The following is a 24,246-nucleotide window of genomic DNA, read 5'->3' as shown; positions in this document are numbered from 1 at the left end:
CGTGCCCGGCGAACTCGACATCCTGCTCGTGACCAACTTCGGGCTCGAGAGCGTCGCCACGGGCGAACTGGCGGCGCTGGGCTACCACGGCAAGGGGCACGCCACGGGGCGCGTGCTCTTCAAGGGCGACGCGCGCGCCATCGCCCGCGCGAACCTGCACCTGCGCACGGTGGATCGCGTGCTCATCCGCGTCGCGACGTTCCCCGCGCGCGACTTCGACGCGCTCTTCGAGGGCGTGAAGGCGCTCCCCTGGGAGCAGTGGATCCCGCGCGACTTCGCGTTCCCCGTCGACGGGCGCAGCGTCAAGAGCCAGCTTTCGAGCGTGCCCGCGTGCCAGCGCACCGTCAAGAAGGCGATCGTCGAGCGCCTGCTGCGCGCCCACGCCACGCCCTCGCTGCCCGAGACGGGCCCCACGGTGCGGGTGGAGATCGCGCTCTGGCACGACCAGGCGACGCTCACCATCGACACCACCGGCCCGGGGCTGCACAAGCGGGGGTATCGCACCGCACCGGGCGCCGCGGCGCTAAAGGAGACCCTCGCCGCCGGGCTGGTGCTGCTGAGCGTCTGGAAGCCCCAGCGTCCGCTCATCGACCCGTTCTGCGGCTCGGGGACCATCGCGATCGAGGCCGCCCTGTGGGCGCGGAACATCGCCCCGGGCCTGCTGCGCTCGTTCGACGCGGAGCGGTGGCCGTCGTTCGGCGAGCGGGTGTGGGCCGAGGCGCGCGAGGAGGCGCGGGCCGCCCCGCGGGGCGAACTCGCGCACGCGATCCACGCGTACGACATCGACGCGGACGCGCTGGCGTTGGCGCGGCGTGCCGCGGAGGCCGCGGGCGTGTCGCGCGACGTGCACTTCAAGCAGCAGCCCTTCGACGCGCTCGCGAGCAAGGCGGAGTACGGGTCGATCATCACGAACCCGCCGTACGGCGTGCGACTGGGCGACGCCGACGAGATCGACCATCTGTATCGCTCGATGCCGCTGGTCTTCCGGCGGTTGCCCACGTGGTCGATCCACATGCTGACGGGGCGATTGGACCTGGAGGACATCTTCGGGCAGCGTGCGTCGCGCCGGCGCAAGTTCTACAACAGCACGATCGAGACGTGGTACTTCACGTTCCTGGGCCCCAAGCCGCCGGGTCTTCGGGCCTTTGCGGATACGCCCGAGACGAACGCCGAGGAAGACGGAGGAGAACGCGCGGAGAATGGAACGGCGGGGGAAGAGCGCGACGCGGGCGATGCCGCGGCGGAGACGCCTGCTCCGGACGATGATGTGCTCCAGTCCCCTTCTGTTCCGCATTCCAGCCCAGTAGCTTCATCTCCGACCTCTCCTCCCGATGCTCCTCTCGGACTTCCTGTGCATTCTGAATCCGCTTCTCGCACTTCGCGTGCGGCGTCCCCGGCGTTCGGGGGCCTGCGCGAGCGAGACGAGCGCGAACTCGCGGATTTCGGCGCGTGCCTGGCGAAGAACGTGCGGCACTTGCGGCGTTACCCCTCGCGCGGGGTCACGTGCTATCGCGTCTACGAGCGCGATCAGGTCGACGTGCCGCTCATCATCGACGTGTACGAGGGGCGGGCCCACGTGGCGGAGTACGAGCGCGAGCACAGCCGCACGCTCGCGCAGCAGGCGGACTGGTGGGACCGCGTGCGCGCCATCGTGGCGGGGGCGCTCGGCATCGACCCCGCGCAGGTGTACACGAAGCAGAAGCACCGCCAGCGTGGGCTGACGCAGCACGAGAAGCAGAGCGCGACGGGCGAGACGATCACCGTGCGTGAAGGGGGCCTGGCCTTCGAGGTGAACCTCCGCGACTACATCGACACCGGGCTCTTCCTCGACCACCGCCTCACGCGCCAGATGGTGCGCGAGCAATCGCGCGGCGTGCGCTTCCTGAACCTGTTCTGCTACACGGGCGCGTTCACGGTGTACGCCGCGGCGGGCGGCGCGGCGAGCACCACGAGCGTCGACCTGTCGAACACGTACCTCGACTGGACGCAGCGCAACCTGCGGCTGAACGGGCTGTGGAACGCCTCGCACCGGCTGGTGCGTTCCGACACGCTTTCGTTCCTGCGTACGCACCCTGCGGGCGAGCACTACGACCTGGCCGTCATCGACCCGCCGACGTTCAGCAACAGCACGTCCACCGAGGAGGACTGGGAGGTGCTGCACGGGCACACGGAGGTGCTCACGCGGACGCTGGCGCTCATGCCCCCCGGCGGGGTGGTGTACTTCTCGACGAACTTCCGGCGATTCAAGCTCGACGAGGCGGCCCTGGCGGGCGTGGGCGCGTCGTCGCGCGAGATCAGCGCCCGCACGGTCCCCCCGGAATACCGCAACCGGCGCATCCACCGATGCTGGCGGATCGTGGCGGGGGGCGGCGGTGCGTCGGGCGCGCCGGGCGGGCCCGCGTCGTACACTGCGGGCTCATGATGCACCGTGGGATGTCGTCGCAGCGTGCTCGCCGCGTTCCCTGGGTTCTCGGGGTCTGCGTGCGGGGCTGCGTTCTGGGCGGGCTGGCGGGTGGGCTCACGGGAGTGTTGGGCGGGTGCGCGAGCAACCCGCTGAACATGCGTCCGGGCGCGACGAGCGTGTTCGACGCGGTGCGCGCCCCCACGCCGTCTGAGGCGGTGGACATGGCGCTGGACCCCTACGACCCCGACCGGCGGTACAAGGGCGTGCTGCTGCTGTCGAAGGAGCGGTTCGCGGCCGAGGACATCTACCTGAACCTGTTCGCCGAGCGGGCGACCGACGAGGACCCGGGCGTGCGTGCCGCGGCGATCCGCGCGCTGGGCCTGCACGGGCGGCAGGAGCACGTGCCGCTGATCGTGAAGGGCGTCGCCGACGCCGACCCGAGCGTGCGCCAAGAGGCGGCCCGGGCGCTGCAGCGCATCCACGACCCCGTCGCGGTCGACGCGCTGCTGGTGGCGATGGACCGGGCGAAGGAGCCCGAGTCGTTCGTGCGGGTGGAGGCGGCCCGGGCGATCGGGCAGTACGCCGAGCCGCGCGTGGTCGAGGCGCTCATCGCGTCGCTGGCGGACGACAGCCTGGCGGTGAACGCGGCGACGCTCTTCTCGCTGCGCACGCTGACGGGGCAGGACTTTCACTACGACCGGGCGGCGTGGCAGGTGTGGTACCGGGGCACGTCGGACTATTTCGCCGCTCGCTCGGCGTACCTCTACCCGGGGTTTCAGCGCGGGCGCAAGTGGTACGAGTACCTGCCGTTCGTCCCCTCGCCCCCGAACGAGCCCAAGGGCCTGCCGGTGGGCATGAGCCCGGACATGACGGCGTCGAACTAGCGGACGTTGGCGGGTCGCGCTCGACCGTCCGCCCGAAACCGCCGATATCTCCGGCGAGCCCGCGCGCGGGGCCGAGGGGGAACCGGTGAAGGCGCTGCAGTGCGACGGACGCGAGGCGACGATCGTCGAGCGCGCGGAGCCCGTGCCCGCGCCGGATGATTGCCTGCTGCGCCCGGTGCTCGCGTCGATCACGCGGGCCGAACGCGACGTCGTGCGGGGCGTGCTCGCGCACACGGGCGTGTTGGGGCACGAGTTCGTCGCGGTGGTCGAACGGGTGGAAAAAGGGCCGGGCGCGGGCCCGGTGGTGCGGGCGGGCGCGCGGGTGGTGGGCTCGCCGATCGTGCCGTGCGCCGCGTGCACGCTGTGCACGCGCGGGCTGTCGGCACACTGCGCGGACCGGCGGGTGCTGGGGCTGTGGCGCCTCGACGGCTGCCTGGCCGAGCGGTTCACGCTGCCCGGGGCGAACCTGGTCGAGGTGCCCAAGGCGCTGCCCGACGAGAGCGCGCTGTTCGCGGGCGTGGTGGCGAGCGCGCTGCGCGTGGCGCAGTCGGTGCGGATCGAGGGCAAGACGTACGTCACGGTGCTGGGCGACGGGGTGGTCGGGCTGGTGACGGCCCAGGTGCTGGCGCGCCTCAACGCCTCGGTGCGCCTGCTGGGCACGCACCCGGAGAAGTTCGCGCTGTGCGAGAAGTGGGGCGTGAAGCACCGGCACGTGTGCGAGGTCGGGCGGCGGCGCGATCAGGACATCGTGGTGGATTGCACAGGCGCGCCCGAGGCGCTGACGCTGGCGCTAGGCTTGGTGAGGCCGCGGGGAACGATCGTGGCGCGATCGGCCCCGCCCTTCGTGCCGCCGGGAGCGATCAACGCGCGTGCGGGGCACTCGGCGGCGAAGGGCGGAGCGGACGGTGGGGGCGGTGCGGGCAATGGTGGCGGCGCGGACCTGACGCCGGCGGTGGGGCACGAGATCTCGATCGTGGGCGTGGGGGCCGCGGCGTCGGCGGGGCTGCTGCGCGAAGCGCTCGACGTGTTGGCGAAGGGGGACGTGGATACCTCTCCCCTCATCTCCCGACGGGTGCGACTGGCGCACGCGCCCGACGCGCTCGCGGGCGAGGGCGCGCTGCGGGTGGTGGTGGGGTTCTAGAGCGCGAAATCAGGGGGGCCACCTGCGGAATAACTCGTGGGAGGTGCCCGATGCGATACCTGATTGCCATTCTGCTGCCGCCGCTGGCGGTGCTGCTCTGCGGGAAACCGATCCAGGCGCTGCTGAACCTGGTGCTGACGCTGTGCTTCTGGGTGCCCGGGGCGATTCACGCGGTGCTGGTGGTGAACCAGCACTACGAGGACCAGAACGCCGACCGGATCATCCAGGCGGTGCGGATGAGGTAGGTGTCCTCGCAGTTTGAACTCTGTTTGGTTCAATTCATGGCGGTTTCTACGGTGCTTACTACTTTCTGTAGGGGCTCCTCCCGCCAAAACACCGTGATAAGCCTTGGTTAACCAGTAAAAAACACTTGTTTTTCTGGTCCGATACCTAGTACATTCTCCTGTCTGCTCTGAGTTGATGGTCGTCCGGAGACGCGGACGCACTCGGGGCGAACTCGCAGGGGAGATCAACGATGCGGAATGGAATGAAGAAAGCGGTGGTCGTCGCGACCATCGCCGGCGCGGCGTGTGCCGCGTTCGGCGGGAATGTCCAGTTGAGCAACGGCAGTGGGCTGGTCGTGCAGGTTCAGAACAACGGCGCGCACAACGTGGTGTTCGGCGGGAGAGACTACTTCTCGCCCGGCACGCCCGTCGGGCAGTTCTTCATGCAGAACGGAACGGGCTCCGGAACGTTCGCGACGGCACCCCTGACGAATACCCCGACGGTCAATCCTGGAACCGTGGTGGGCAACCTGACCGTCACGACAGGCAGCTTCGTGAGCGGGTCCGTTGCGTCGACTTTGCTGCGCTACGTGAGCATCGCGGGCGTCGTGGAGGTCGAGCGGAACATCTCGATTCTGCCCGGGCTCAATGTCGTGATGACGCAGACGACCATCCGGAGCATTACCGCCACCATGTCCGACTTCCGCTTTGGCGAGACGTACGACCCTGACCAGGGCAACTTCTCTTCCAGCACCTACAACGACCGTTTCACCGCGTACGGCGGCGAGGCGATGAGGGCGCGGGACCTTGCCGGGCGGACCGTTGTCTCTGGCGTCTCTCCGGTCGGGGGTTTCGGTGTTGGCGGCTTCGGACTGTCCATCAACACCGGCTCGGAAGTGAACAACCTGTTCAACGGCACGGCGACGGATCCGAACGACGCGTACTCCGACGTTGGGTACGCACTGGCGTTCCGGACATCGCTCACGCCCGGACAAGTCGTGAACTGGACGCTGTACCACGCGTTCGGCGACACCGAGGCCGCCGCCATGAGCGGGTTCAACCAGGCGATGACGGTGATCCCGCTGCCCTCGGGTGTGGCGATGGCCGGTGCATGCCTGTTCGGGCTCGGCACGATCCGGCGTCGCCGGGCGTAAGCCGGGACGAGCGGGTCGGAGTGATCGGAGTGCAGTCGTATCGCAGCCGCCCCCTCCTTGGGGGCGGCTGTTTTCTTGGGCGCTCGCGTGATGGTCCGCGCAGCGAGACTTGCGGAGAGACGACCGAGCGTCTGTATGACACCGACCCTCGCTGGCGCGTCGGGCTCGTACGGGAGGGTGGTACAGAACGCTCGTCGCGCTTCACCACAGCATGCGGACGCGGATGGTTTCGGGGATGTCGCGGAGGCGCGCGAGGACCTGCTTGCCGTCGGTGGGGTCGACGTCGAGGACGACGTAGCCGATGTCGTCGGTGGTGCGGAGGTACTCGGCCGAGATGTTCGCGCCGAGGTCGGCGATCATGGCGTGCATCTTGGAGAGCACGCCAGGAACGTTGCGGTGGAAGTGCAGGATGCGGTGGGGGCGGGTGAACGCAGGGGATTCAGACCCGGCACGGCGTGCGTGGGTAGCCGGACCCGAACCAGACCCCGCACGGAGTGCGGAGGCATCCGGACCCGAACCAGACCCCGCACGGCGTGCGGAGATATCCGGACCCGAACCAGACCCCGCACGGAGTGCGGAGGCATCCGGACCCGAACCAGACCCCGCACGGAGTGCGGAGGTACCCGAGGCCGGGAAACCCGTACTCGCGGACGTCTGCTCGGGCAGTTCGACCTCGGGCACATTGACGGCCCCGGTGGTCGTGCCGACGTTGATGAACTTGATGAACTTCGACGCGACGTCTTCGGCGATCGACGCCTGCGCCTCTTCGGTGCTGCCGCCGACGTGCGGCGTGAGGATGACGTTCGCCAGCCCCCGCAGCGGGCTCTCGAACGATTCGCCCTTGGCGCTCGGCTCGACCGGGAAGACATCCAGCGCCGCTCCGGCGAGGTGCCCGGAAGTGAGCGCGGCGGCGAGGGCGGTGATGTCGACGACGCCGCCCCGGGCGTTGTTGATGAGGTACGCGCCGGGCTTCATGCGCTTGAGTTGTGGTGCGGCGATCAGCCCCTCGGTCTGGCGCGTCGCGGGCACGTGCAGCGTGACGACGTCGGACTCTTTGAGCAGGTCGGCGAGTGACTTCACCTGGCGGGCGTTGCCCAGGGGCATCTTGGCGATGATGTCGTGGTACAGCACGCGCATGCCCAGTGCCTCGGCGAGGACGGACACCTGCGAGCCGATGTGCCCGTAGCCGACGATGCCGAGGGTGCGCCCGCGAACCTCGTGGGCGCCGGCGGCGGATTTGTCCCACACGCCCCGGTGCATGAGGTCGGACTTCTCGGTGAGACGCCGGTACAGCGCGATGATCTCGGCGATGGTGAGCTCGGCGACCGAGCGGGTGTTGCTGAAGGGCGAGTTGAACACCGGCACGCCCCGGCGGCACGCGTCGCGGAGCGCGACCTGGTTCGTGCCGATGCAAAAGCAGCCGACGGCCAGGAGCTTGGGGGCGGCGTCGAGCACCCGCGGGGTGACCTCGGTCTTGCTCCGCAGGCCCAGCAGATGGACGTTCTCCACCAGGCGGCAGAGCTTGGCTTCGTCCGGCGCGCCCGGCAGGGCCTGGACCTGGAATCCCTCGGCCTCGAGCGCGGCGACGCCGGCGGGGTGGACGCTCTCGAGCAGGAGCACGGAGATCTTGCTCTTGGGAAAGGAGGTCTTCATGGGCGCGGGGAGCCGGCGGGAGTGCCGCTCGCGGGCGACCACTCTATCGGCGGGACCTCGCGCTGGGTTTCGTTCACTTCGCGCCCGTGGGCGCCGATCGTGACGATCCCGGCGGCCCAGAGCCCCGCCAGGACGGCGCACAGCGCCAGGCGGTACCAGCCGAACGCCGCCAGCCCGCGACGGGCCAGGAACCCCACGAGCCAGCGGACGGCCAGGGCCGCCGAGACGGTTGCTACGCCGATGCCCACCGCGATGGGCAGCCAGCCCAGCGTGTCGAACATCGAGGGCGCGCCGGTCGAGTTCGCGGTGTACAGGTCCTTGCCCAGCACGTACAGCGTCGCGGCGGTGAGGGTGGGCAGGCCCAGCAGGAAGCTGAACTCGGCGGCGGCCTTGGGCTTGAGGCCCACCAGCAGCCCGCCCGAGATGGTCATCATCGAGCGGCTTGTGCCGGGCCACATCGCGACGCACTGCAGCAGGCCGATGATCAGCGCCTCGGTGAGCGTCAGGTCGGCGAGTTCCTTGCGCGCGAGCGAGGGGACGGGCGGCCCCCAGCGTCCGGCGAGGCGCAGGTGCAGCACGATCATGAACACGCCCCCGACGCCCAGCGCGAGCAGCACCGGCACCGGGTGGAAGAGCACGCGCTCGATGTGATCGTCGAGCAGTTTTCCCAGGACCGCCGCGGGGATGAACGCGACCACGAGGTTCACCAGCAACCGGAACCCGGAGTTGTCGCGACCGATGGCGCCCTTGGCCATCTTCCAGACGTTGTCCCAGTAGAGGCCCAGCACCGCCAGGATCGCGCCGCCCTGCACGACGATCGTGAACGCGTTCACCGCGGACTCGCGCTCCGGGGTGTTGAGCCCCAGCAGCGACGACGCGAGGATGAGGTGCCCGGTGGACGAGACCGGGAGGTACTCGGTGATGCCCTCGACCAGGCCGAGGACGATCGCGTCGACGATGGAGATGCTGGTTCCCGCCATGAGTCGGCACGGTAGCATCCGGGCGTGCAGCCCGAGACGCCTCCGAGAGCGATCAGCGTGACCGACGCGGACGATCCGCGCCTGGCGGACTTCGCGGACTTGAAGGACGCCGCCCTGCGCGCGGACGAGTTCGCCGGGCGCCGGGGCGTGTTCATCGCGGAGGGTGAGTTCGTGCTGCGGGTGCTCGCACGCACGGCGTACCCCATCAAGACGGTGCTGGGCACGGCGCAGCGACTGGCGGCGGTGGCGGACGTCATCGCCGGCCTCGCGCCGCAAGTCGCCGTGCTGTGCGCCGACGAAGCGCTCATCCGCCGACTCGTGGGCTTTGACTTTCACCGGGGCGTCCTGGCGAGCGGTGTGCGCGTGCCGAGCGCCGGGATGGCGGCGTTGGCGCGGACAAGCCGCGGCGTCGTGGTGGTCGAAGGGCTGACCAGCCCGGAAAACCTCGGGTCGATCTTTCGGAGCACCGCGGCACTGGGGGGCGAGCGGGTCGGGGTTGTGCTGTGCCCGCGCACCTGCGATCCCCTGTACCGGCGGGTGGTGCGGGTGTCGATGGGCAACGTGCTGCGCGTGCCGTTCGAGCGGACGGAGGCGTGGCCAGGGGCGCTCGACGCGCTCCGCGACGCGGGGTTTCGGGTGGTTGCGCTGACGCCCGACGCCGGGGCGACGGACATCCGGGAGTTGCCGGCGGCGGGGCGGGCCGCGGAGGGCGGAAGCGGGGGCGCGAGCGGCGGGGTGCTTCGGTACGCCCTGCTGCTGGGGTCGGAGGGGTTCGGGTTATCGGAAGCCGCGATGGCGCGGGCCGATGTGCGGGCGCGGATTCCGCAGGCGCCGGGCGTCGACTCGCTGAACGTGGGCGTGGCGTGCGCGGTGGCGCTGCACCGGCTGGTCGAGGTGGAGTAGGAAGTGGCAAAGTGGCAAAGTGGCAGAGTGGCAGAGTGGAAGGGTGGAAGGTCGGGGGTGGGTTGATGCGTGGAAGGCTTGGACAACGAGCGGGGCGGGCGCCTACAGTGGAGGCCCGACCGGGTGAGGTTGGGCTTTCGCGTTTGGGAGGCGGCCATGGCGCATAAGAAAGGTCAGGGTTCGACCAAGAACGGTCGTGACTCCAACCCGCAGTTCCGCGGGATCAAGCTGTTCGGCGGCGAGCCGGCGAAGTCGGGCTCGATCATCGTGCGCCAGGTGGGAACGCCCTTCGAGGCGGGGTTCAACGTGCGTCGCGCGAAGGACGACACCCTGTTCAGCGTGGCGGAAGGCATCGTGACCTTCCAGGGGCGCGTGGTGCACGTGCTGCCGACGGACGCGGCGGCGCCGTGCCCGGTGTGGCTGAAGGGCAAGGTCGCGACGGCGGCGAACTGAGCGCGGGCAGAGTGACGGCGGCGCAGGCCGCTCGCGGGGCGTACGGGCCCCCATGAGGTGATCCGATGGGCGCAGAGTGCTTTTTCACCGGCAAGAAGACTTCCCGCGGCATGCAGCGCGTGTGGCGTGGTCAGGCGATCAGCAAGGGCGGCTTCGGCCTGAAGCCCACCGGCATCACCCGGCGCACGTTCAAGCCGAACCTCCAGCAGGTGACGGCCATGATCGACGGCGCCCCGACCCGCGTGCTCGCGTCCACCAAGGCCATCAAGCAGGGCCTGGTCGTCAAGCCCCTCAAGCGCAAGTACGGGTACACCCGCCAGCAGAAGGCGGCCGCCGCGGCGGCGAACTGACGGACGGCGTGCGGCACGCGCGCTTGCCCGTCATGGGCCGCGCAGAATCAGAACTGGGCGGCCGGGCGAGGAATCGGGTGAGATTCAGGGTGTCGCGCGGAGTGTGAACTGCCCGGCGCGCGGTTCGGCCGGCAGACAAGAGCGCCCGCACGATGTTTGCGTGATGCCCGATGCCGGAACCGGCACCCCGGCGGCACCCGGAGCCCGCCCTCTATCATCGCGTTGGCCATGAAGTGCGATCACTGCGACAACGAGGCGACGGTGCACGAGGTGACCGTGCGCAACGGGGTGAAGGTCGAGCGCCATCTCTGCGAGGCGCACGCGGCGGAGCAGGGGATCCCCGTGAAGGGCGTGCCGCAGATCGGCGAGATCATCAAGCAGCACGTGACGGCGATGTCGCAGGCGGCGACGACGCGGGGGAGCGCGTGCCCGAGCTGTCGGACGACGTTCGGGGAGTTCAAGCAGCACGGGATGCTGGGGTGTGCGGCGTGCTACGCGGCGTTCGAGGCGCAGTTGGGCCCGCTGATCGAGCGGGCGCACGAGGGCGCGGCGCGCCACGTGGGGAAGAAGCCCCGGCGGGCGAGCGACGGGTCGGAGGACGCGGACCGGGCGCAGGCGGAACTCGCGGAGCGGGCGCGTCGGCTGGCGCGGATCCGTGCGGAGCTCGAGGACGCGGTGAAGGAGGAGCAGTACGAGCGTGCGGCGCGTCTGCGTGACGAACTGCGCCGGCTGGGCGAGCCGCCCGCGCGGGGCGCGTCATGACGGGCGGGCCGTACTACGAACCCCCGAAGCCCTCGTCGCCCGAGTCGTGCCCGGAGTGGCTGAAGGGCGAGGGAGACGCGGCGGACGTGGTGCTGTCGTCGCGGGTGCGGGTGGCGCGGAACCTGGCGACGGGGCCGTTCGCGCTGCGGAGCACGAAGCGGGATCGCCAGCGGGTGCTGGAGGTATGCCGCGACCGGATCTTGACGTGCGGGATCGGCGCGCGGATCGCGTGGGAGGAGCTGCACGAGAGCACGTCGCTGCAGCGTGCGCTGCTCGTCGAGCGGCACATCATCTCGAAGCAGCTCAGCCGCGGGAAGGTGGGGGCGGGGGGCGCGGCGGAGGACCCGCGTGCCGTGGCGTACACGCTCCCCGACGAGCGCGTGGCGATCATGGTGAACGAGGAGGACCACCTGCGCGTGCAGGGGATGCGGTCCGGGCTGGCGCTCTCGGAGGCGTGGGCCGAGGTCGACCGCATCGACGACCTGCTCGAGGCGGGCCTGGACTTCGCGTTCTCGACGCGCTTCGGGTATCTGACGGCGTGCCCGACGAACGTCGGCACCGGCGTGCGGATGAGCTGCATGCTGCACCTGCCCGGGCTGCGGCTGACCGGGGACATCGAGAAGGTGAAGCGCGCCGCGGGCGACATGAACCTCGCGGTGCGGGGGTTCTACGGCGAGGGGAGCGAGGCGATCGGGGACTTGTTCCAGATCTCCAACCAGACGACGCTGGGCAAGACCGAGCGCGCGATCCTGACGATGCTCGAGTCGGAGATCCTGCCCAAGGTGATCGAGTACGAGCGGCTTGCGCGGCGGGAACTGCAGCAGAAACGCCGCCTCGCGCTCGAGGACCAGGCGTGGCGGGCCTGGGGGCTGGTGACGAGCGCGAGACTGCTGACCACCGAAGAAGCGATGCAGGCGCTGAGCATGGTGCGCCTGGGCGCGCTGCTGGGCGTGCTGCCCGGGAGCGCCGGCACGCCCGCGCGGGCGACCGGTGATGCGGGCGGCGCCGGTGCGACGGCGCAAGGCGCCGGGGGCGGGGCCGCCGGACAGTCGGCGGGCGTGCGCGCGGTGAACCTGCTGATGCTCCTGGTGCAGCCGGCGCACCTGCAAAAGGTGTTCGGACGTGAACTCGACCAGGAACAGCGTCGCGCGGCGCGGGCGGCGCTGCTTCGCCAGCGGCTGGGGAGAGTTTGAGTAGGGACTGGCGAGCCGGCGGGCGCGGTAGGCTGCGCTGGTGACGCGCGCCGGCGACAACCCGAGCAGCGATCCCGGCCCGTTCCAGTGGCCGCCCCGCCCGGCGCAGGCCAATCACGCCCGGGGCGTTGAACCACACGACGTGGACGGTGAGGCGCGGGGCGGGGGCGATGCGGCTCGCGGCTCAGGTGATGACGGGCGGGATCTCTCCGCCGCGACGCACGCGGCGCGCGGCGCCGACGCGGTGCGCGATCAGCCGGGGCGTCGCGCGGGGCGCGGGTCGGGGTCATCGCTGGATGTCGACACCGGCGCGGGGCGGACGGCGTGGCAGCAGATCGAGGGCGCGTTGCTGGGCCTGACCAGGCCGCCGCTGGTGGTGCGGGCGCGCGAGGCGGGCTGGATGCCCGACGAGGCGGGGGCGTTCTGCCCGCGGTGCGCGGCGAGCGTGGGCGCGTTCGAGGGCGATGAGACGGGGTGCCCGGCGTGCCGCGGCGTGAAGGTGCCGTGGGAGCGTGCGGTGCGGCTGGGCGTGTACGAGGGTGTGCTGCGCGACATCATCCACGACGTGAAGTTCTCGGCGTGGCGAGCGCTTGGAGAGGAGTTGGGCGCGCTGATGGGGAGCGCGGTGTGCGCCGCGGCCGATCGGGCGGGCGTCGAGCGCGGGCGGTTCGTGGTGACCCCGGTGCCGACGACGCTGTGGCGGCGGCTGTCGCGGGGCGTCGACCACACGGGGGCGCTGGCGCGCGGGGTGGCCGGCGTGGTGGGGGCACCGGTGGTGCGGGTGCTGGATCGACGACACCGGCCGGCGCAGACGCGGGTGCCGGCGAGCCGCCGGGAGGCGAATGTGCGGGGAACCATGCGGGTGCGGCGGGCGGACCTGGGGGGATCGCTGGTTGTTCTGGTAGATGATGTGCGAACGACGGGGGCGACATTGCGGGAAGCATGCCGCGCGGTGTGGGACATGCCGCGGGAATCGAGGCCCGAGGGGATATGGGTGGCAACGGCGGCGGTGGCGGAAGGGGAGCAGTGGCGGCGGAAGGGGCGGTAGGGGGAGGCGGGGACGGGGCGGATGGTGAAGATGAACGATTCCGTAACCATGTGCAAATCAGAAACTTAAAGGAAGGTGGAGCGGAAGTGGAGGGAGATTGCTTGACCTGAGGGAGGGGAGAGGTCTATGCTGCCCCCCTGCCGTTCGAGTACGGCAACCCGGGGGCAACTCCCGCGGGTTGTCCATCCGAGTGGTGGAATGACCGAAGTACCCGTCGAAGCGACGGGGGATCCTTGAAAAGTGAACAGTTGGGAGCCGCACGAGAGTGTGCGTTCGCGTCATGGCCTGCACGGCCACCCCGTCGACCCGGGGGACGCGGGCGGATCCACACAAGCCCGGACTTGTCCCGTACAAGGCGAGTCGCGGGTGGTCGGTTTCGGGGTTCACAGCCCGGAACTGGACACTTCTCGTGCACACCGATGGTCTACTCAGCGTGGACCGTCGGTTGGGAAGTGAGCCAAATCCACCGGATAGCCGTCCGGTGGCGTCGGGCATGTCCAGCGCGAGGCCGCGAGGCCTGGAGCGGGGAGGTGTCCGGCGGAGACCGCCCGATCGATGACCTGAAAGGGGAGTCGGTTGGGAATAACATGGTCGCTTTTCTCTGATGACTAAACCCGTCGCACCGCGAGGTGAGGCGGGGTCACCGGAAATCAACTGAAGAGTTTGATCATGGCTCAGATTGAACGCTGGCGGCATGGCTAAAACATGCAAGTCGAACGAGCCCCGCAAGGGGTAAGTGGCGAAAGGGTCAGTAACGCGATCGAACGTACCCTGAGGCGGGGGATAGCGGTGGGAAACTGCCGGTAATACCCCATGATCTCTTCGGAGCAAAGCTTTAGCGCCTTGGGAGCGGCGATCGTCCTATCAGGTAGTTGGCGGGGTAAGAGCCCACCAAGCCGAAGACGGGTAGCGGGTGTGAGAGCACGGCCCGCGACATCGGAACTGAGACACTGTCCGGACTCCTACGGGAGGCTGCAGTAACGAATCTTCCGCAATGGGCGAAAGCCTGACGGAGCAATGCCGCGTGCGGGATGAAGTATCTCTGGTATGTAAACCGCTGTCAGGGGACGGAACCAATGATTGTCCCCAGAGGAAGTGGCGACTAACTCTGTGCCAGCAGTCGCGGTAATACAGAGGCCACAAGCGTTAGTCGGAATCACTGGGCTTAAAGGGTGCGTAGGCGGATCGGTAAGTGTCCTGTGAAAGCCCGCAGCTCAACTGCGGAACAGCAGGGCATACTGCCGGTCTTGAGGCAGGTAGGGGCCGCGAGAACAGTAGGTGGAGCGGTGAAATGCGTAGATATCTACTGGAATGCCGATGGTGAAGACGCGCGGCTGGGCCTGTCCTGACGCTGAGGCACGAAAGCGTGGGGAGCAAACAGGATTAGATACCCTGGTAGTCCACGCCGTAAACGATGCGCACTAGACCGGTGCGGTTTTGACGCCGTATCGGTCGTAGTAAAAACGATAAGTGCGCCGCCTGGGGAGTACGGTCGCAAGGCTAAAACTCAAATGAATTGACGGGGGCTCACACAAGCGGTGGAGCATGTTGCTTAATTCGAGGCAACGCGAAGAACCTTACCTGGGTTTGACATGCTTGGATTAACCCCATGAAAGTGGGGCCACAGTCGCAAGACCGGAACAAGCACAGGTGCTGCATGGCTGTCGTCAGCTCGTGCTGTGAAGTGTCAGGTTAAGTCCTTTAACGAGCGCAACCCCTATCGTTAGTTGCTCGGCGCAAGCCAGTACTCTAGCGAGACTGCCGGTGTCAAACCGGAGGAAGGTGGGGATGACGTCAAGTCCTCATGGCCCTTACATCCAGGGTTGCAAACGTGCTACAATGGTGCATACAAAGCGACGCGAGGCCGCGAGGCGGAGCAAATCGCAAAAAGTGCACCCCAGTTCGGATTGCAGGCTGCAACTCGCCTGCATGAAGTCGGAATCGCTAGTAATCGGAGATCAGCTACGCTCCGGTGAATGTGTTCCTGAGCCTTGTACACACCGCCCGTCACGTCATGGGAGCCGAGAGTGCCCGAAGTCGCTGCATTTCAGCAGTGCCCACGGCAAGATCGGTGACTGGGACGAAGTCGTAACAAGGTAGCCGTAGGAGAACCTGCGGCTGGATCACCTCCTTTCTAAGGGATTTCCTTAGACCAGATACAACGCGTCCAGAAGACGCGGCTCGGAGCGATCCGGGTTCTGGTTGTCAACGCACTCTCGTCCGACGGCAACGTCGGATAGCGTCGCGGCAACGCGGCGTTAAGCGGCCCCAACTGTTTCTTTTGTCTATACCGACAGCCCGCCCACGCCCCGCGTGGGCGGTTGTCTTTTTTGGTCCGCACCGCTCGGCCGCAGCGCACACGCGCGCGGCCGCGGCCGCGGGTTTCGCGATCGGCACGCGCCGTGCCGCGCGACGGGCTCGCGATACCGAACTAGGCTTGCCACGCGAGTGGCGTGCCGGCGCCGTGCGTCGTGCGAGGGTGTCTGCCCGGGCGAAGGGGCGTGCGGGTGGGAGCGAGCGGGGGCGTGCGGCGGGCGTTTGTCGCGGCCGGGCGGGCGGTGGCGGGGCGATCGCCGCCGACGCCGTACCTGGCGCGCCGGGCCTACGCGCTCGAGACGACATCGACGCTGTTCTTTGCGGTGGCGCTGGCGGCGATCGACAGCGGGGTGCTGTCGGTGTACGCGCGGCAGACGTTCGACGGGGCGGTGGGCGAGACGCGCCTGAACTTCGCCGTCGCGCTGCTCGGAACGATGGACGCGCTGGCGAACATCCTGAGCTTCATCTGGAGCACGGTGGGGCAGGGGCGGGCGAAGATCCGGCTGATCAATCTGCTGCAGGTGGGGGTGATCGCGGCGATCGCGGCGTTGGCGTTCATGCCGCGGAGCGGGGCGGGGTTGATGGGGCTGGTGGCGTTGGCGCTGACGGCGCGGGTGTGCTGGTCGGGGATCATCACGCTGCGCCCGACGGTGTGGCGGAGCAACTACCCGCGCGAGATGCGTGCGCAGATGGTGGGGCGGCTGTCGATCATCCAGGCGGTGGTGATCGCGGCGGGGGGCGCGGCGCTGGGGTACGCGCTGGACGTGGATCGGACGTGGCATCGGCCGGCGGTGCTGGGGGCGTGCGCGGTGGCGGCGGCGGCGGTGGTGGCGACGAGCCGCCAGCGCGTGCGGCGTGAGCGCCAGTTGCTGGCGCGAGAGCGGGAGGGTGCGCGGCCGATGGCGCCGTGGCACGGGGTGGCGGTGGTGTGGAAGGTGCTGCGGGCCGACCGGCGGTACGCGCAGTTCATGCTGTGCATGTTCGTGCTGGGGTTCGGGAACCTGATGATCTCGCCGATCCTGGCGATCGTGCTGCGCGAGCAGTTCGGGCTCACGTACTTCCGGAGCATTTTGCTGACGAGCACGGTGCAGATGGCGACGCAGGTGGTGGCGATCCCGGTGTGGGCGCGCCTGCTGGACCGCGCGCACATCGTGCGGTTCCGGGCGTGGCACGGGTGGACGTTCGTGGGCGCTGGGGTGCTGCTCGTGACGGGGGCGGCGACGCACACGCTGGGGTGCTTCGTGGCGGCGTCGGTGGTGCTGGGGATCGCGTACGCCGGCGGGACGCTGGCGTGGAGCCTGGGGCACGTGGATTTTTCGCCCCCGAGCGAGACGAGCCGGTACATGGCGACGCATGTGACGCTGAACGGCGTGCGCGGGCTGATCGCGCCGATCACGGCCGTGACGATCTACGAGTCGCTGAAGGCGTCGGGAGCCGATGCGGCGCCGTGGGTGCTGGGCGTGTCGCTGGTGGTGTCCATCGCGGGGTGCGTGGGGTTCGTGGCGCTGCGGGTGGCGATGGAACGGGAGATGAAGGGGTTCGTGCGCACGGTGTAGGGTGTCGGCGGGCGCGTCCGAGATGTGCGCGACCTTGGCGGGGCATTCGCGCCGTCTTGATGTTCGCGCGGGTGGGTGCCAGTACTGTCTCCTCCGAGAGACGCGCTGCGGCGCACGAGACGCGCTGCGGCGCGAAAAGGAGGAGTCATGCGAGGGATGAGAGTGGCGGCGGCGGTGGTTGCGCTCGGGGCGGGGACCGCCTCGGGCCAGACGCTGTACGGCGTGAGCAACTTCGGGAACTTCCGGACGCAGGTGCTGGTGCAGATCGACACCACCACGGGCGCGGCGACACCGGTGGGCGACACCGGGCTGGAGCGCATCGCGGACATCGCGTACGACCGCGGCATGGGCGTGATGTACGCCCTCACGACCGGCGCGGACCTGTACACGCTGGACCTGGCGACGGGCGCGTCGACGCTGGTGGCGTCGAACACGGGCGTGCTTCCCGAGGGCGGGCTGACGTTCGACGCTTCGATGGGGCGGCTGCTCGCGAACTCGTCGACGGACCTGCTGGGCGTGCACACCGCGACGGCGGCGCGCACGACGATCGGGGCGTTCAACACGACGGACACCGACGTGTCGGGGCTGGCGTTCGACGCGAGCGGGCGCCTGCTGGGCCTTGCGAAGAACGGGACGCTGAGCGACACGCTGCTGTCGATCGACCTGTCGACGGGGCAGGCGACGCTCGTGGGCGACACGGGCGTGTCGAGCGCGGCGAGCGTGGGCGGGCTGGCGTTCTACGACGGGACGCTCTTCATGAGCGACGGCGGCGCCCTGTGGAGCCTGGACGCGGCGACGGGCGCGGCGACGTACATCGGCGCGCACGGCGTCGTCGCGGTGACCGACGTGTCGGGCATCGCGTTCATCCCGGCGCCGGGCGCGGGCGCGCTGCTGGCGCTGGCGGGCGTGGTCGTGTCGCGTCGGCGCCGTGCGTGAGCACGAGGCGGCGGCGCGGGAGAGCGGAGCGGCAGATGGAAGGTAGCGGATGGCGGTCTGACGAACGACCGAGGGGAAGGAGATCGACGATGACGACGATGAAGCACCTGGCGCTGGCGATGATCGCCGGGGCCGTGACGACGCAGGGGGCGTGGGCGCAGGTTCGGGTGAACCCGAAGACGGGCCCGAGCAAGGTGAAGGCGCTGGCGCCGGTGGACGCCGGGGACGTGAAGCCGCAGGACCCGCAGCAGGTGGTGTTCTGGCTGCACGTGCTGCACAACAACGACGGCGAGTCGCAGCTGATCAACGCGGGGCCGGGCAACCTGGCGAACTACGGGGGCGTGGCGCGGTTCAAGACGCTGGCGGACAACCTGAAGGCGTTCAGCGCCGGCTACCCGGCGGACGCGACGGAGAAGGGCTGGGTGCTGATCTCGTCGGGGGACAACTATCTGGCGGGTCCGGAGTTCAACGCGAGCCTGGTGAACGGCGTGCCGTACTACGACTCGCTGGCGATCAACCTGATCGGGTACTCGGCGCTGGCGCTGGGGAACCACGAGTTTGATTTCGGGCCCGACGTGCTGCGCGACTTCATCGCGGGGACGGTGGGGCCGGCGAAGTTCCTGTCGTCGAACCTGGACTTCACCGGGGAGCCGGGCCTGCAGGCGTTCGTGACGAACGGGCGCCTGGCGAGGAGCACGGTGGTGACGGTGGGGACGCAGCAGGTGGGGATCATCGGCGCGACGACGCCGGACCTGCCGTTCATCTCTTCGCCCCGCAACGTGGTGGTGAACCCGGTGCTGGCGGCGGTGCAGGCGGAAGTGACGGCGCTGCAGGCGGCGGGGGTGAACAAGATCATCCTGACGAGCCACCTGCAGGGCCTGAACAGCGAGTTCGCGCTCGCGCCGTCGCTGCGCGGGGTCGACATCATCATCGGGGGCGGCGGCGGCGAACTGCTGGCGAACCCGACGGACCTGCTCGTGCCCGGGGACTCGCCCGCTCCGGCGAACTCGGGCGGATCGGGGTACCCGCGGATCGCGGTGGACGCCGACGGGCGCGACGTGCCGGTCGTGACGACGCGCGGCGACTACCGCTACATCGGGCGCCTGGTCGTGGGCTTTGACGCGGCGGGGAACGTGGTGGGCACGGACTCGATCAGCGGGCCGGTGCGGGTGTCGGGCGTCGCGCCCGACGCGGTGACGCCGGACCCCGTGGTGCAGGCGCAGGTCGTGGACCCGGTGGCGGCGGCGGTCGCGGCGCTGGGAGCGAACGTCATCGCGACCTCGGCGGTCGGGCTCGACGGGCGGTCGAACTCGGTCCGGGCGTTCGAGACGAACCTGGGCAACCTTTCGACCGACGCGCTGCTCTACACGGCCAACCGGCTGGCGGGTGACTTCGGGCTGCCGACGCCCGACGTGGCGCTGCAGAACGGCGGGGGCATCCGGAACAACAACATCCTGCCCGCGGGGAACTTCACGGAGTTGAACACGTTCGAGGTGCTGCCCTTCTCGAACTTCGTGGCGATCGTGCCGAACGTCTCGCCGGCGCGGTTCAAGGAGATCCTGGAGAACGCGGTGTCGCGCGTCGGCGGGAGCGGCAACGGGCGGTTCGCGCAGATCGCCGGGTTCTCGTTCGTGTGGGACGCCACCGGCGTGGCGCAGCAGACCAGCGCGGCGGGCCAGATCACGACGCCCGGCACGCGGATCAAGGAGGTCGTGCTGAACGACGGTCGCGTGATGGTGCGGGACGGGGCGATCGCGCCCGGGGCCGCCCCGATCAACATCGCGACGATCGACTTCCTGGCGCGCGGCGGGGACCAGTACCCCTTCGGCGGGCAGGCGTTCGGCGTCGTGGGTGTGAGCTACCAGCAGTCGCTGCTGGAGTACGTGCGCGACTACCTCGGCGGGTTCATCACGGCCCAGGACTACCCGGAGGGCGGCGAGGGGCGGATCATCCGCCGAAACTGAGCGGCGCGGGATGGGATGAAGTCGCACGCTCGCTGACCGACATCAACGAAGCAAGAGAAGCGGCCCGGGGAGGACATCCCCGGGCCGCGTTCGTGTGGGGGAGCGCGTTCGCGCGCGAGCGATCGCTCAGCCGATGCGGATCTTCTTGGGCTGCTCCTTCTGGACTTTGGGCAGGCGGAGCGTGAGGACGCCGTCGTTGAACTCGGCCTGGGCGTCTTTCTCGAGGACGGTGCTGGGGAGGGCGACGCGCCGGCTGAGCGAGCCGCTGCGGCGTTCCTTGCGGTAGAAGCGTTCGCCCTTTTCCTCGCGCTCTTCCTCGTGATGGGCGTTGATGGCGAGCACGCCGTCGTGGACCTCGATGTCGATCTTGTCCTTGGCGAAGCCCGGGAGGCTGGCGCGGACGATGACGTGGGTGTCGTTCTCGGAGACGTCGAGCGGGAGGGTGCCTTCGTCCATGCGGGCGAGGGCGGGGAGTTCGCTGAAGAACGGGTCGTTGAAGAGCCGCTCAAAGGCACCGAGCGGGGACGGGTCACGGTGGTCGCGTCGGATGAGGAATGCCATGATCTGGACCTCCTGGGTGGCAGGTGCGGGCACGCGGGCCGCCGCTCGGCCTGTCGTGCGCCGACATCTTCGAAAGGGCAAGCGGCGTGCCAGCGTGGGCGGGGACGGCGTGCGGCGGTAATGCAACCCGGGCTGACACGGCGGGCGGCGCGGGTGCCGAGTTGACATGCGAACAAAGGGTCGGGGAACGGGAGTTCGGCACGAACAGGCGTTCGGCGGGCGGGGGGTACAGTGGGCCATGGTGATCACGGCGGACCTGCGGAGCGACACGGTGACACGCCCGACGCCCGCGATGCGCGAGGCGATGATGGCGGCGGAACTGGGCGACGACGTGCTGGGGGATGATCCCACGGTGCGGGCGTTGGAGGCGCGGTTCGCGCGCGAGGTGGGGAAGGCGGCGGCGTGCTTCGTGCCCTCGGGGACGATGGCGAACCAGGCCGCGATCCGGGCGCACACGGAGCCGGGCGATGAGATCATCGCGCACGAGGACAGCCACATCGTGCAGTACGAGGGTGGCGGGCCGGCGGCGCTCTCGGGGTGCCTGGTGCGGGTGCTGCGGGGCGAGCGCGGGCAGTTCGACGAGGGAGACGTCGAGCGGGCGGTGCGTGCGGTGAACGACCATTTTCCGGTGAGCAAGCTGGTGGTGGTCGAGAACACGCAGAACCGGGGCGGCGGCGCGGTGTGGGCGCAGGGACGCGTCGAGGCGGTGTGCGCCACGGCGAAGGCGCGCGGGATGAAATGCCATCTGGACGGGGCGCGCCTGTGGAACGCGAGCGTGGCGACGGGCGCGCCGATGCGCACGCTGGCGGGGCCGTTCGACAGCGTGTCGTGCTGCTTCTCGAAGGGGCTGGGCGCGCCGGTGGGATCGGCGGTGGCGGGGAGCGAGGCGTTCATCGCGCGGGTGAGGCGGTTCCGCAAGCAGTTCGGCGGGGGGATGCGTCAGAGCGGGCTGCTGGCGGCGGCGGCGCTGTTCGCGATGGAGCACCACGTGGCGCGCCTGGCCGACGATCACGCGCGTGCGGCGCGGCTGGGGGCGGAGTTGTCGCGGGTCGGCGGGGTATCGCTCGACCCGGCGCAGGCCGCCCGGGGCGTGGAGACGAACATCGTGTACATCGACCTCGCGCCCGGTCTGGGCGTCGACGCGCCCGCGCTGTGCGAGCGCCTGGCGGTGCGGGGGGTGCTGATGCTGCCCACCGGGGCGCGACGGGTGCGGGCGGTGACGCACCTCGACGTGGACGATCGGGGGATCGACGCGGCGATCGACGCGGTGCGGAGCGTGCTGGGATGAGCGGCGCGGGCGGGGCCCCGGTCACTTCCGGCGGGTGACGTTGACGGTCATGTCCTGCGTGGTGGAGATCTTCTGTTCGTTGACGAGTGCGTCGATGACGAAGCGCTGGCGGGAGGAGTGTTCGTCGAGCAGCCCGGCGTCGGCGTTCCAGACGGTGCGCCCCTGGATGGTGGAGTCGGTGATGCGCACGAGCGGGGCGCCGGCGCCTTCGGAGGGGTCGAGGAGGGCCTTGCCGCTGGTCTCGATGACCGCCTTGCCCCCGGCGTAGCTGGCGAGGGAGTGGGTCATTTCGAGGCGCATGCGCCCCATGAGCCCGTGCATCTCGGACTCGGTTTTCCAGGTCTCGCCCACGCGGACGGTGGGCTGGCCCTTCTTGGGAGAGAAGATCGGGCCCATGACGGAGCGGATGATGTCGGCGCCGGTGAACTGGGCGGTGAGGGCGTTTTGCGTGCCCCCGCCGGCGGAGGTGACGTTGCCGTCGGGCGCGATGGTGACGGGGACTTTGAGGCCGACCATGGAGCGGAGGGCGGCGTCGTAGATGTCGTCGGGGTTGGGGGGCTTGGAGCTGTCAAACTCGGTGTCGACCAGGCCCGTGTGGAGCGAGGCCTTGAGGGACTCGTACACGAGTTCGAGCGTGGCGCCCTTCTCCGGGTCGGTGGCGGTGCAGCGGAGGAGCAGGCCGATCTCCTGGCGGCTGGAGGAGTCGTCGTCGCCGGCGTCGGACTTCTTGGACTCGAGGACCATGACGTAGCGGACTTCCTGGCCCTTGGTGAAGCGAGGGCGCAGGTCGACGGTGCGCGCGGCGGGGTCGCGCTCGGGCTGGCCGGTTCGTTCGGGCTGGCCGGCCCGGTCGGGGGCGGGGCGGGGCTGCGCGAGGGCGGCCCCGGCGAGCAGCGAGCCCGCGAGGAATGCGGTGGCGAAGGGGACGTGCATGCGAACCTCCGTGCCGGCGGCGATGCGGGCCGAGGTGGTACCGGGGTGATGCGTCGCCCGGTGCGTTCGGACCCCGCGAAAGCGGCGCAGTCTATCGGGGTTCGGTCTCGGGCGCGACGTACCGGACGGTCTCGTTGTACGCGCAGCTCCGGGCGAGCTCGGCCAGGACGCTCTTGGCGTTGTCGGCGACCTGGTCGAAGGCGACGCCGAGTTCGTATCGCCAGAGGCCGGAGGAGCGGCTCCAGCAGACGGAGCAGTTCAGGTAGATTTCGTGTCCCATGGCGAAGAGGCGGACGGTGAAGGGTGCGCCGACGGGAGGGGGCTTGCGGGCCATGCGGACGCGCATCCCGCCGCGCGAGAGGTCGGTGACGGTGCCGAGGCTGCACTGCACGTCCTGGCAGCGGAGGCGGCCGAACTTGCGCAGGTCGCTGGGCTTGCCTGCGCTGGTGCCGGACGCGGGGATGTGAGATCGTGTGGGCATGGCACTCGCGAATGTCGTCTGTTTCGTGAGGCGGGCAAGTGGATTTGAGGAAAGGACCACCGAATGAACGCATCCTCGTCCGACCAGTCGTTCCCGACGGTGCCGTACGTGCGGTTCGACCCTGGCGAGCCGCCCGAGAGCGCAGCCCGGCGGTTTTACGAGACGATGAACCGGCGGCGGACGGTGCGGAAGTTCTCGGATCGCCCGGTGCCGGAAGAAGCGATCCGCTGGGCGATCTTGGCTGCGGGCACGGCGCCTTCGGGAGCGCACAAGCAGCCCTGGAAGTTCGTGGTGGTGACGGACCCCGCGGTGAAGAAGCGCATCCGGGACGCGGCGGAGGCCGAGGAACGCGAGTTCTACACGCGCCGGGCGACGCCCGAGTGGCTGGCGGACTTGGCGCCGCTGGGGACGGACGCGAACAAGGAGCTTCTGGAGGTCGCGCCGTGCCTCATCGTGGTGTTCAAGACGATGGAGGCCGACGACGGCGGGCGGGTGTACTACGTGAACGAGTCGGTGGGCATCGCGGTGGGGCTGCTGCTGGCGGCGTTGCACCACGCGGGGCTGGCGACGCTGACGCACACGCCCAGCCCGATGGGGTTCCTGTCTGAGGTGCTCGGCAGGCCTTCGCGGGAGCGGGCGTTCGTGCTGATCCCCGTGGGGTACGCGGCGGAAGATTGCCGCGTGCCGGCGCTGACGAGGAAGAGCCTGGAGCAGATCGCGGTGTGGGAAAAGGAAGTTCCGTCAGGAAGTTCCGAAGTTCCGAAGTAACGAAGTTCCGGAGTGAGGAAGTTCCGAAGTTCCGGAGTTCCTGAGTTCCGAAGTAACGGAGTTCCGGAGTGGAACGCCGCACCGCGGGGCTTTGGATGTGGCGCTGGGGCCATGTGGCGATGCGGAGGCACGGCCCTTTGGCGCTGGGGCCATGTGGCGATGCGGAGTCGCGGCCCTGTGGCGCTGTGGCCATGTGTCCCTGCGGGGGTCGCGGGGCCGCGGAATCGCGGCGGGACCATGCCGAATGAGCACGGGCGGCGTGTGTCACGCCTTGCGTGTGCGATCTGGTATCGT

Annotated in this window: 21 protein-coding genes and 1 rRNA gene; 17 read left to right on the top strand and 5 right to left on the bottom strand. The window is 69.7% G+C overall.

From position 1 onward, the window contains the following. Position 1 precedes the first annotated feature (1 nt). The 5 genes from rlmKL (at position 2) to SFY69_04095 (ending at position 5,807) form a co-directional block, all read left to right on the top strand. Positions 2-2,422: a bifunctional 23S rRNA (guanine(2069)-N(7))-methyltransferase RlmK/23S rRNA (guanine(2445)-N(2))-methyltransferase RlmL gene (rlmKL, locus tag SFY69_04115; GenBank protein MDX2131220.1), complete on the top strand. Its 2,421-nt coding sequence runs from the start codon at positions 2-4 to the stop codon at positions 2,420-2,422. Next, positions 2,419-3,288 (top strand): HEAT repeat domain-containing protein, encoded by an 870-nt coding sequence (locus SFY69_04110; protein MDX2131219.1) that lies wholly within the window; start codon positions 2,419-2,421, stop codon positions 3,286-3,288. The genes rlmKL and SFY69_04110 overlap by 4 nt, the downstream gene beginning before the upstream one ends. Before the next feature lie 85 nt (positions 3,289-3,373). Continuing rightward, positions 3,374-4,429, top strand: coding sequence for an alcohol dehydrogenase catalytic domain-containing protein (locus SFY69_04105; protein MDX2131218.1), 1,056 nt, complete (start codon positions 3,374-3,376; stop codon positions 4,427-4,429). A gap of 50 nt (positions 4,430-4,479) precedes the next feature. Next, entirely contained in the window at positions 4,480-4,674 is a 195-nt protein-coding gene (locus SFY69_04100) for a YqaE/Pmp3 family membrane protein (protein ID MDX2131217.1), read from the top strand. Positions 4,675-4,916: 242 nt separating this feature from the next. Continuing rightward, entirely contained in the window at positions 4,917-5,807 is an 891-nt protein-coding gene (locus SFY69_04095; GenBank protein ID MDX2131216.1) for a hypothetical protein, read from the top strand. Positions 5,808-6,008: 201 nt separating this feature from the next. Here SFY69_04095 and serA read toward each other — a convergent pair whose 3' ends face one another. Next, positions 6,009-7,460, bottom strand: a complete 1,452-nt coding sequence (gene serA, locus SFY69_04090) for a phosphoglycerate dehydrogenase (GenBank protein MDX2131215.1) — start codon at positions 7,458-7,460, stop codon at positions 6,009-6,011. Then, positions 7,457-8,440 carry an undecaprenyl-diphosphate phosphatase gene (locus SFY69_04085; GenBank protein MDX2131214.1) on the bottom strand — a complete coding sequence of 328 codons (984 nt, stop codon included), beginning with the start codon at positions 8,438-8,440 and terminating at the stop codon, positions 7,457-7,459. Before SFY69_04085 ends, serA begins: the two co-directional genes overlap by 4 nt. 57 nt (positions 8,441-8,497) lie before the next feature. Here SFY69_04085 and SFY69_04080 point away from each other — a divergent pair, with 57 nt between their 5' ends. The 10 genes from SFY69_04080 (at position 8,498) to SFY69_04035 (ending at position 19,921) form a co-directional block, all read left to right on the top strand. Then, positions 8,498-9,343, top strand: coding sequence for an RNA methyltransferase (locus SFY69_04080; protein ID MDX2131213.1), 846 nt, complete (start codon positions 8,498-8,500; stop codon positions 9,341-9,343). Positions 9,344-9,499: 156 nt separating this feature from the next. Continuing rightward, positions 9,500-9,796, top strand: coding sequence for a bL27 family ribosomal protein (locus SFY69_04075; protein MDX2131212.1), 297 nt, complete (start codon positions 9,500-9,502; stop codon positions 9,794-9,796). A 65-nt stretch (positions 9,797-9,861) separates the two neighbouring features. Continuing rightward, positions 9,862-10,146 carry a L28 family ribosomal protein gene (locus SFY69_04070; GenBank protein MDX2131211.1) on the top strand — a complete coding sequence of 95 codons (285 nt, stop codon included), beginning with the start codon at positions 9,862-9,864 and terminating at the stop codon, positions 10,144-10,146. A gap of 228 nt (positions 10,147-10,374) precedes the next feature. Next, on the top strand, positions 10,375-10,908 hold the full coding sequence (locus SFY69_04065; GenBank protein MDX2131210.1) for a UvrB/UvrC motif-containing protein: 534 nt from the start codon (positions 10,375-10,377) through the stop codon (positions 10,906-10,908). Further along, positions 10,905-12,101: a protein arginine kinase gene (locus tag SFY69_04060; GenBank protein MDX2131209.1), complete on the top strand. Its 1,197-nt coding sequence runs from the start codon at positions 10,905-10,907 to the stop codon at positions 12,099-12,101. Before SFY69_04065 ends, SFY69_04060 begins: the two co-directional genes overlap by 4 nt. A 40-nt stretch (positions 12,102-12,141) precedes the next feature. Further along, positions 12,142-13,149 carry a hypothetical protein gene (locus SFY69_04055; protein MDX2131208.1) on the top strand — a complete coding sequence of 336 codons (1,008 nt, stop codon included), beginning with the start codon at positions 12,142-12,144 and terminating at the stop codon, positions 13,147-13,149. 651 nt (positions 13,150-13,800) lie between these two features. After that, a 16S ribosomal RNA gene (locus SFY69_04050) occupies positions 13,801-15,283 on the top strand. 391 nt (positions 15,284-15,674) lie between these two features. Next, positions 15,675-17,021, top strand: coding sequence for an MFS transporter (locus SFY69_04045; GenBank protein MDX2131207.1), 1,347 nt, complete (start codon positions 15,675-15,677; stop codon positions 17,019-17,021). A gap of 147 nt (positions 17,022-17,168) precedes the next feature. After that, on the top strand, positions 17,169-17,957 hold the full coding sequence (locus SFY69_04040) for a hypothetical protein (GenBank protein MDX2131206.1): 789 nt from the start codon (positions 17,169-17,171) through the stop codon (positions 17,955-17,957). A gap of 89 nt (positions 17,958-18,046) precedes the next feature. Further along, positions 18,047-19,921 (top strand): 5'-nucleotidase C-terminal domain-containing protein, encoded by a 1,875-nt coding sequence (locus SFY69_04035; protein MDX2131205.1) that lies wholly within the window; start codon positions 18,047-18,049, stop codon positions 19,919-19,921. 126 nt (positions 19,922-20,047) lie between these two features. On the opposite strand, the gene SFY69_04030 is transcribed toward SFY69_04035, so the two are convergent. After that, positions 20,048-20,482, bottom strand: a complete 435-nt coding sequence (locus SFY69_04030) for an Hsp20/alpha crystallin family protein (GenBank protein ID MDX2131204.1) — start codon at positions 20,480-20,482, stop codon at positions 20,048-20,050. A 238-nt stretch (positions 20,483-20,720) separates the two neighbouring features. Between SFY69_04030 and SFY69_04025 the strand changes: the two genes are divergently transcribed. Further along, on the top strand, positions 20,721-21,770 hold the full coding sequence (locus tag SFY69_04025; GenBank protein MDX2131203.1) for a GntG family PLP-dependent aldolase: 1,050 nt from the start codon (positions 20,721-20,723) through the stop codon (positions 21,768-21,770). A 21-nt stretch (positions 21,771-21,791) separates the two neighbouring features. Here SFY69_04025 and SFY69_04020 read toward each other — a convergent pair whose 3' ends face one another. Both SFY69_04020 and SFY69_04015 read right to left on the bottom strand, forming a co-directional pair. Then, positions 21,792-22,703 carry a hypothetical protein gene (locus SFY69_04020; GenBank protein ID MDX2131202.1) on the bottom strand — a complete coding sequence of 304 codons (912 nt, stop codon included), beginning with the start codon at positions 22,701-22,703 and terminating at the stop codon, positions 21,792-21,794. A gap of 91 nt (positions 22,704-22,794) precedes the next feature. Beyond that, complete coding sequence (locus SFY69_04015; GenBank protein MDX2131201.1) at positions 22,795-23,184, bottom strand: PilZ domain-containing protein; 390 nt, start codon at positions 23,182-23,184, stop codon at positions 22,795-22,797. A gap of 63 nt (positions 23,185-23,247) precedes the next feature. Here SFY69_04015 and SFY69_04010 point away from each other — a divergent pair, with 63 nt between their 5' ends. Then, positions 23,248-23,952: a nitroreductase family protein gene (locus SFY69_04010; GenBank protein ID MDX2131200.1), complete on the top strand. Its 705-nt coding sequence runs from the start codon at positions 23,248-23,250 to the stop codon at positions 23,950-23,952. Positions 23,953-24,246 lie beyond the last annotated feature (294 nt).

Source organism: Planctomycetota bacterium (genome assembly GCA_033763975.1).
GTDB lineage: Bacteria > Planctomycetota > Phycisphaerae > Phycisphaerales > UBA1924 > RI-211.
The sequence above is the reverse complement of the archived record's forward strand: the minus strand, read 5'-3'. Positions and strand labels throughout refer to the sequence as shown.

What these genes read in the sequence shown, in the direction of transcription:
- SFY69_04110 (MDX2131219.1), top strand. Translation starts at nt 2,419, where the DNA reads ATGATGCACCGTGGGATGTCGTCGCAGCGTGCTCGCCGCGTTCCCTGG.
- SFY69_04100 (MDX2131217.1), top strand. Translation starts at nt 4,480, where the DNA reads ATGCGATACCTGATTGCCATTCTGCTGCCGCCGCTGGCGGTGCTGCTC.
- SFY69_04095 (MDX2131216.1), top strand. Translation starts at nt 4,917, where the DNA reads ATGAAGAAAGCGGTGGTCGTCGCGACCATCGCCGGCGCGGCGTGTGCC.
- serA (MDX2131215.1), bottom strand. Translation starts at nt 7,460, where the DNA reads ATGAAGACCTCCTTTCCCAAGAGCAAGATCTCCGTGCTCCTGCTCGAG.
- SFY69_04085 (MDX2131214.1), bottom strand. Translation starts at nt 8,440, where the DNA reads ATGGCGGGAACCAGCATCTCCATCGTCGACGCGATCGTCCTCGGCCTG.
- SFY69_04075 (MDX2131212.1), top strand. Translation starts at nt 9,500, where the DNA reads ATGGCGCATAAGAAAGGTCAGGGTTCGACCAAGAACGGTCGTGACTCC.
- SFY69_04070 (MDX2131211.1), top strand. Translation starts at nt 9,862, where the DNA reads ATGGGCGCAGAGTGCTTTTTCACCGGCAAGAAGACTTCCCGCGGCATG.
- SFY69_04065 (MDX2131210.1), top strand. Translation starts at nt 10,375, where the DNA reads ATGAAGTGCGATCACTGCGACAACGAGGCGACGGTGCACGAGGTGACC.
- SFY69_04060 (MDX2131209.1), top strand. Translation starts at nt 10,905, where the DNA reads ATGACGGGCGGGCCGTACTACGAACCCCCGAAGCCCTCGTCGCCCGAG.
- SFY69_04040 (MDX2131206.1), top strand. Translation starts at nt 17,169, where the DNA reads ATGCGAGGGATGAGAGTGGCGGCGGCGGTGGTTGCGCTCGGGGCGGGG.
- SFY69_04035 (MDX2131205.1), top strand. Translation starts at nt 18,047, where the DNA reads ATGACGACGATGAAGCACCTGGCGCTGGCGATGATCGCCGGGGCCGTG.
- SFY69_04030 (MDX2131204.1), bottom strand. Translation starts at nt 20,482, where the DNA reads ATGGCATTCCTCATCCGACGCGACCACCGTGACCCGTCCCCGCTCGGT.
- SFY69_04025 (MDX2131203.1), top strand. Translation starts at nt 20,721, where the DNA reads ATGGTGATCACGGCGGACCTGCGGAGCGACACGGTGACACGCCCGACG.
- SFY69_04020 (MDX2131202.1), bottom strand. Translation starts at nt 22,703, where the DNA reads ATGCACGTCCCCTTCGCCACCGCATTCCTCGCGGGCTCGCTGCTCGCC.
- SFY69_04015 (MDX2131201.1), bottom strand. Translation starts at nt 23,184, where the DNA reads ATGCCCACACGATCTCACATCCCCGCGTCCGGCACCAGCGCAGGCAAG.
- SFY69_04010 (MDX2131200.1), top strand. Translation starts at nt 23,248, where the DNA reads ATGAACGCATCCTCGTCCGACCAGTCGTTCCCGACGGTGCCGTACGTG.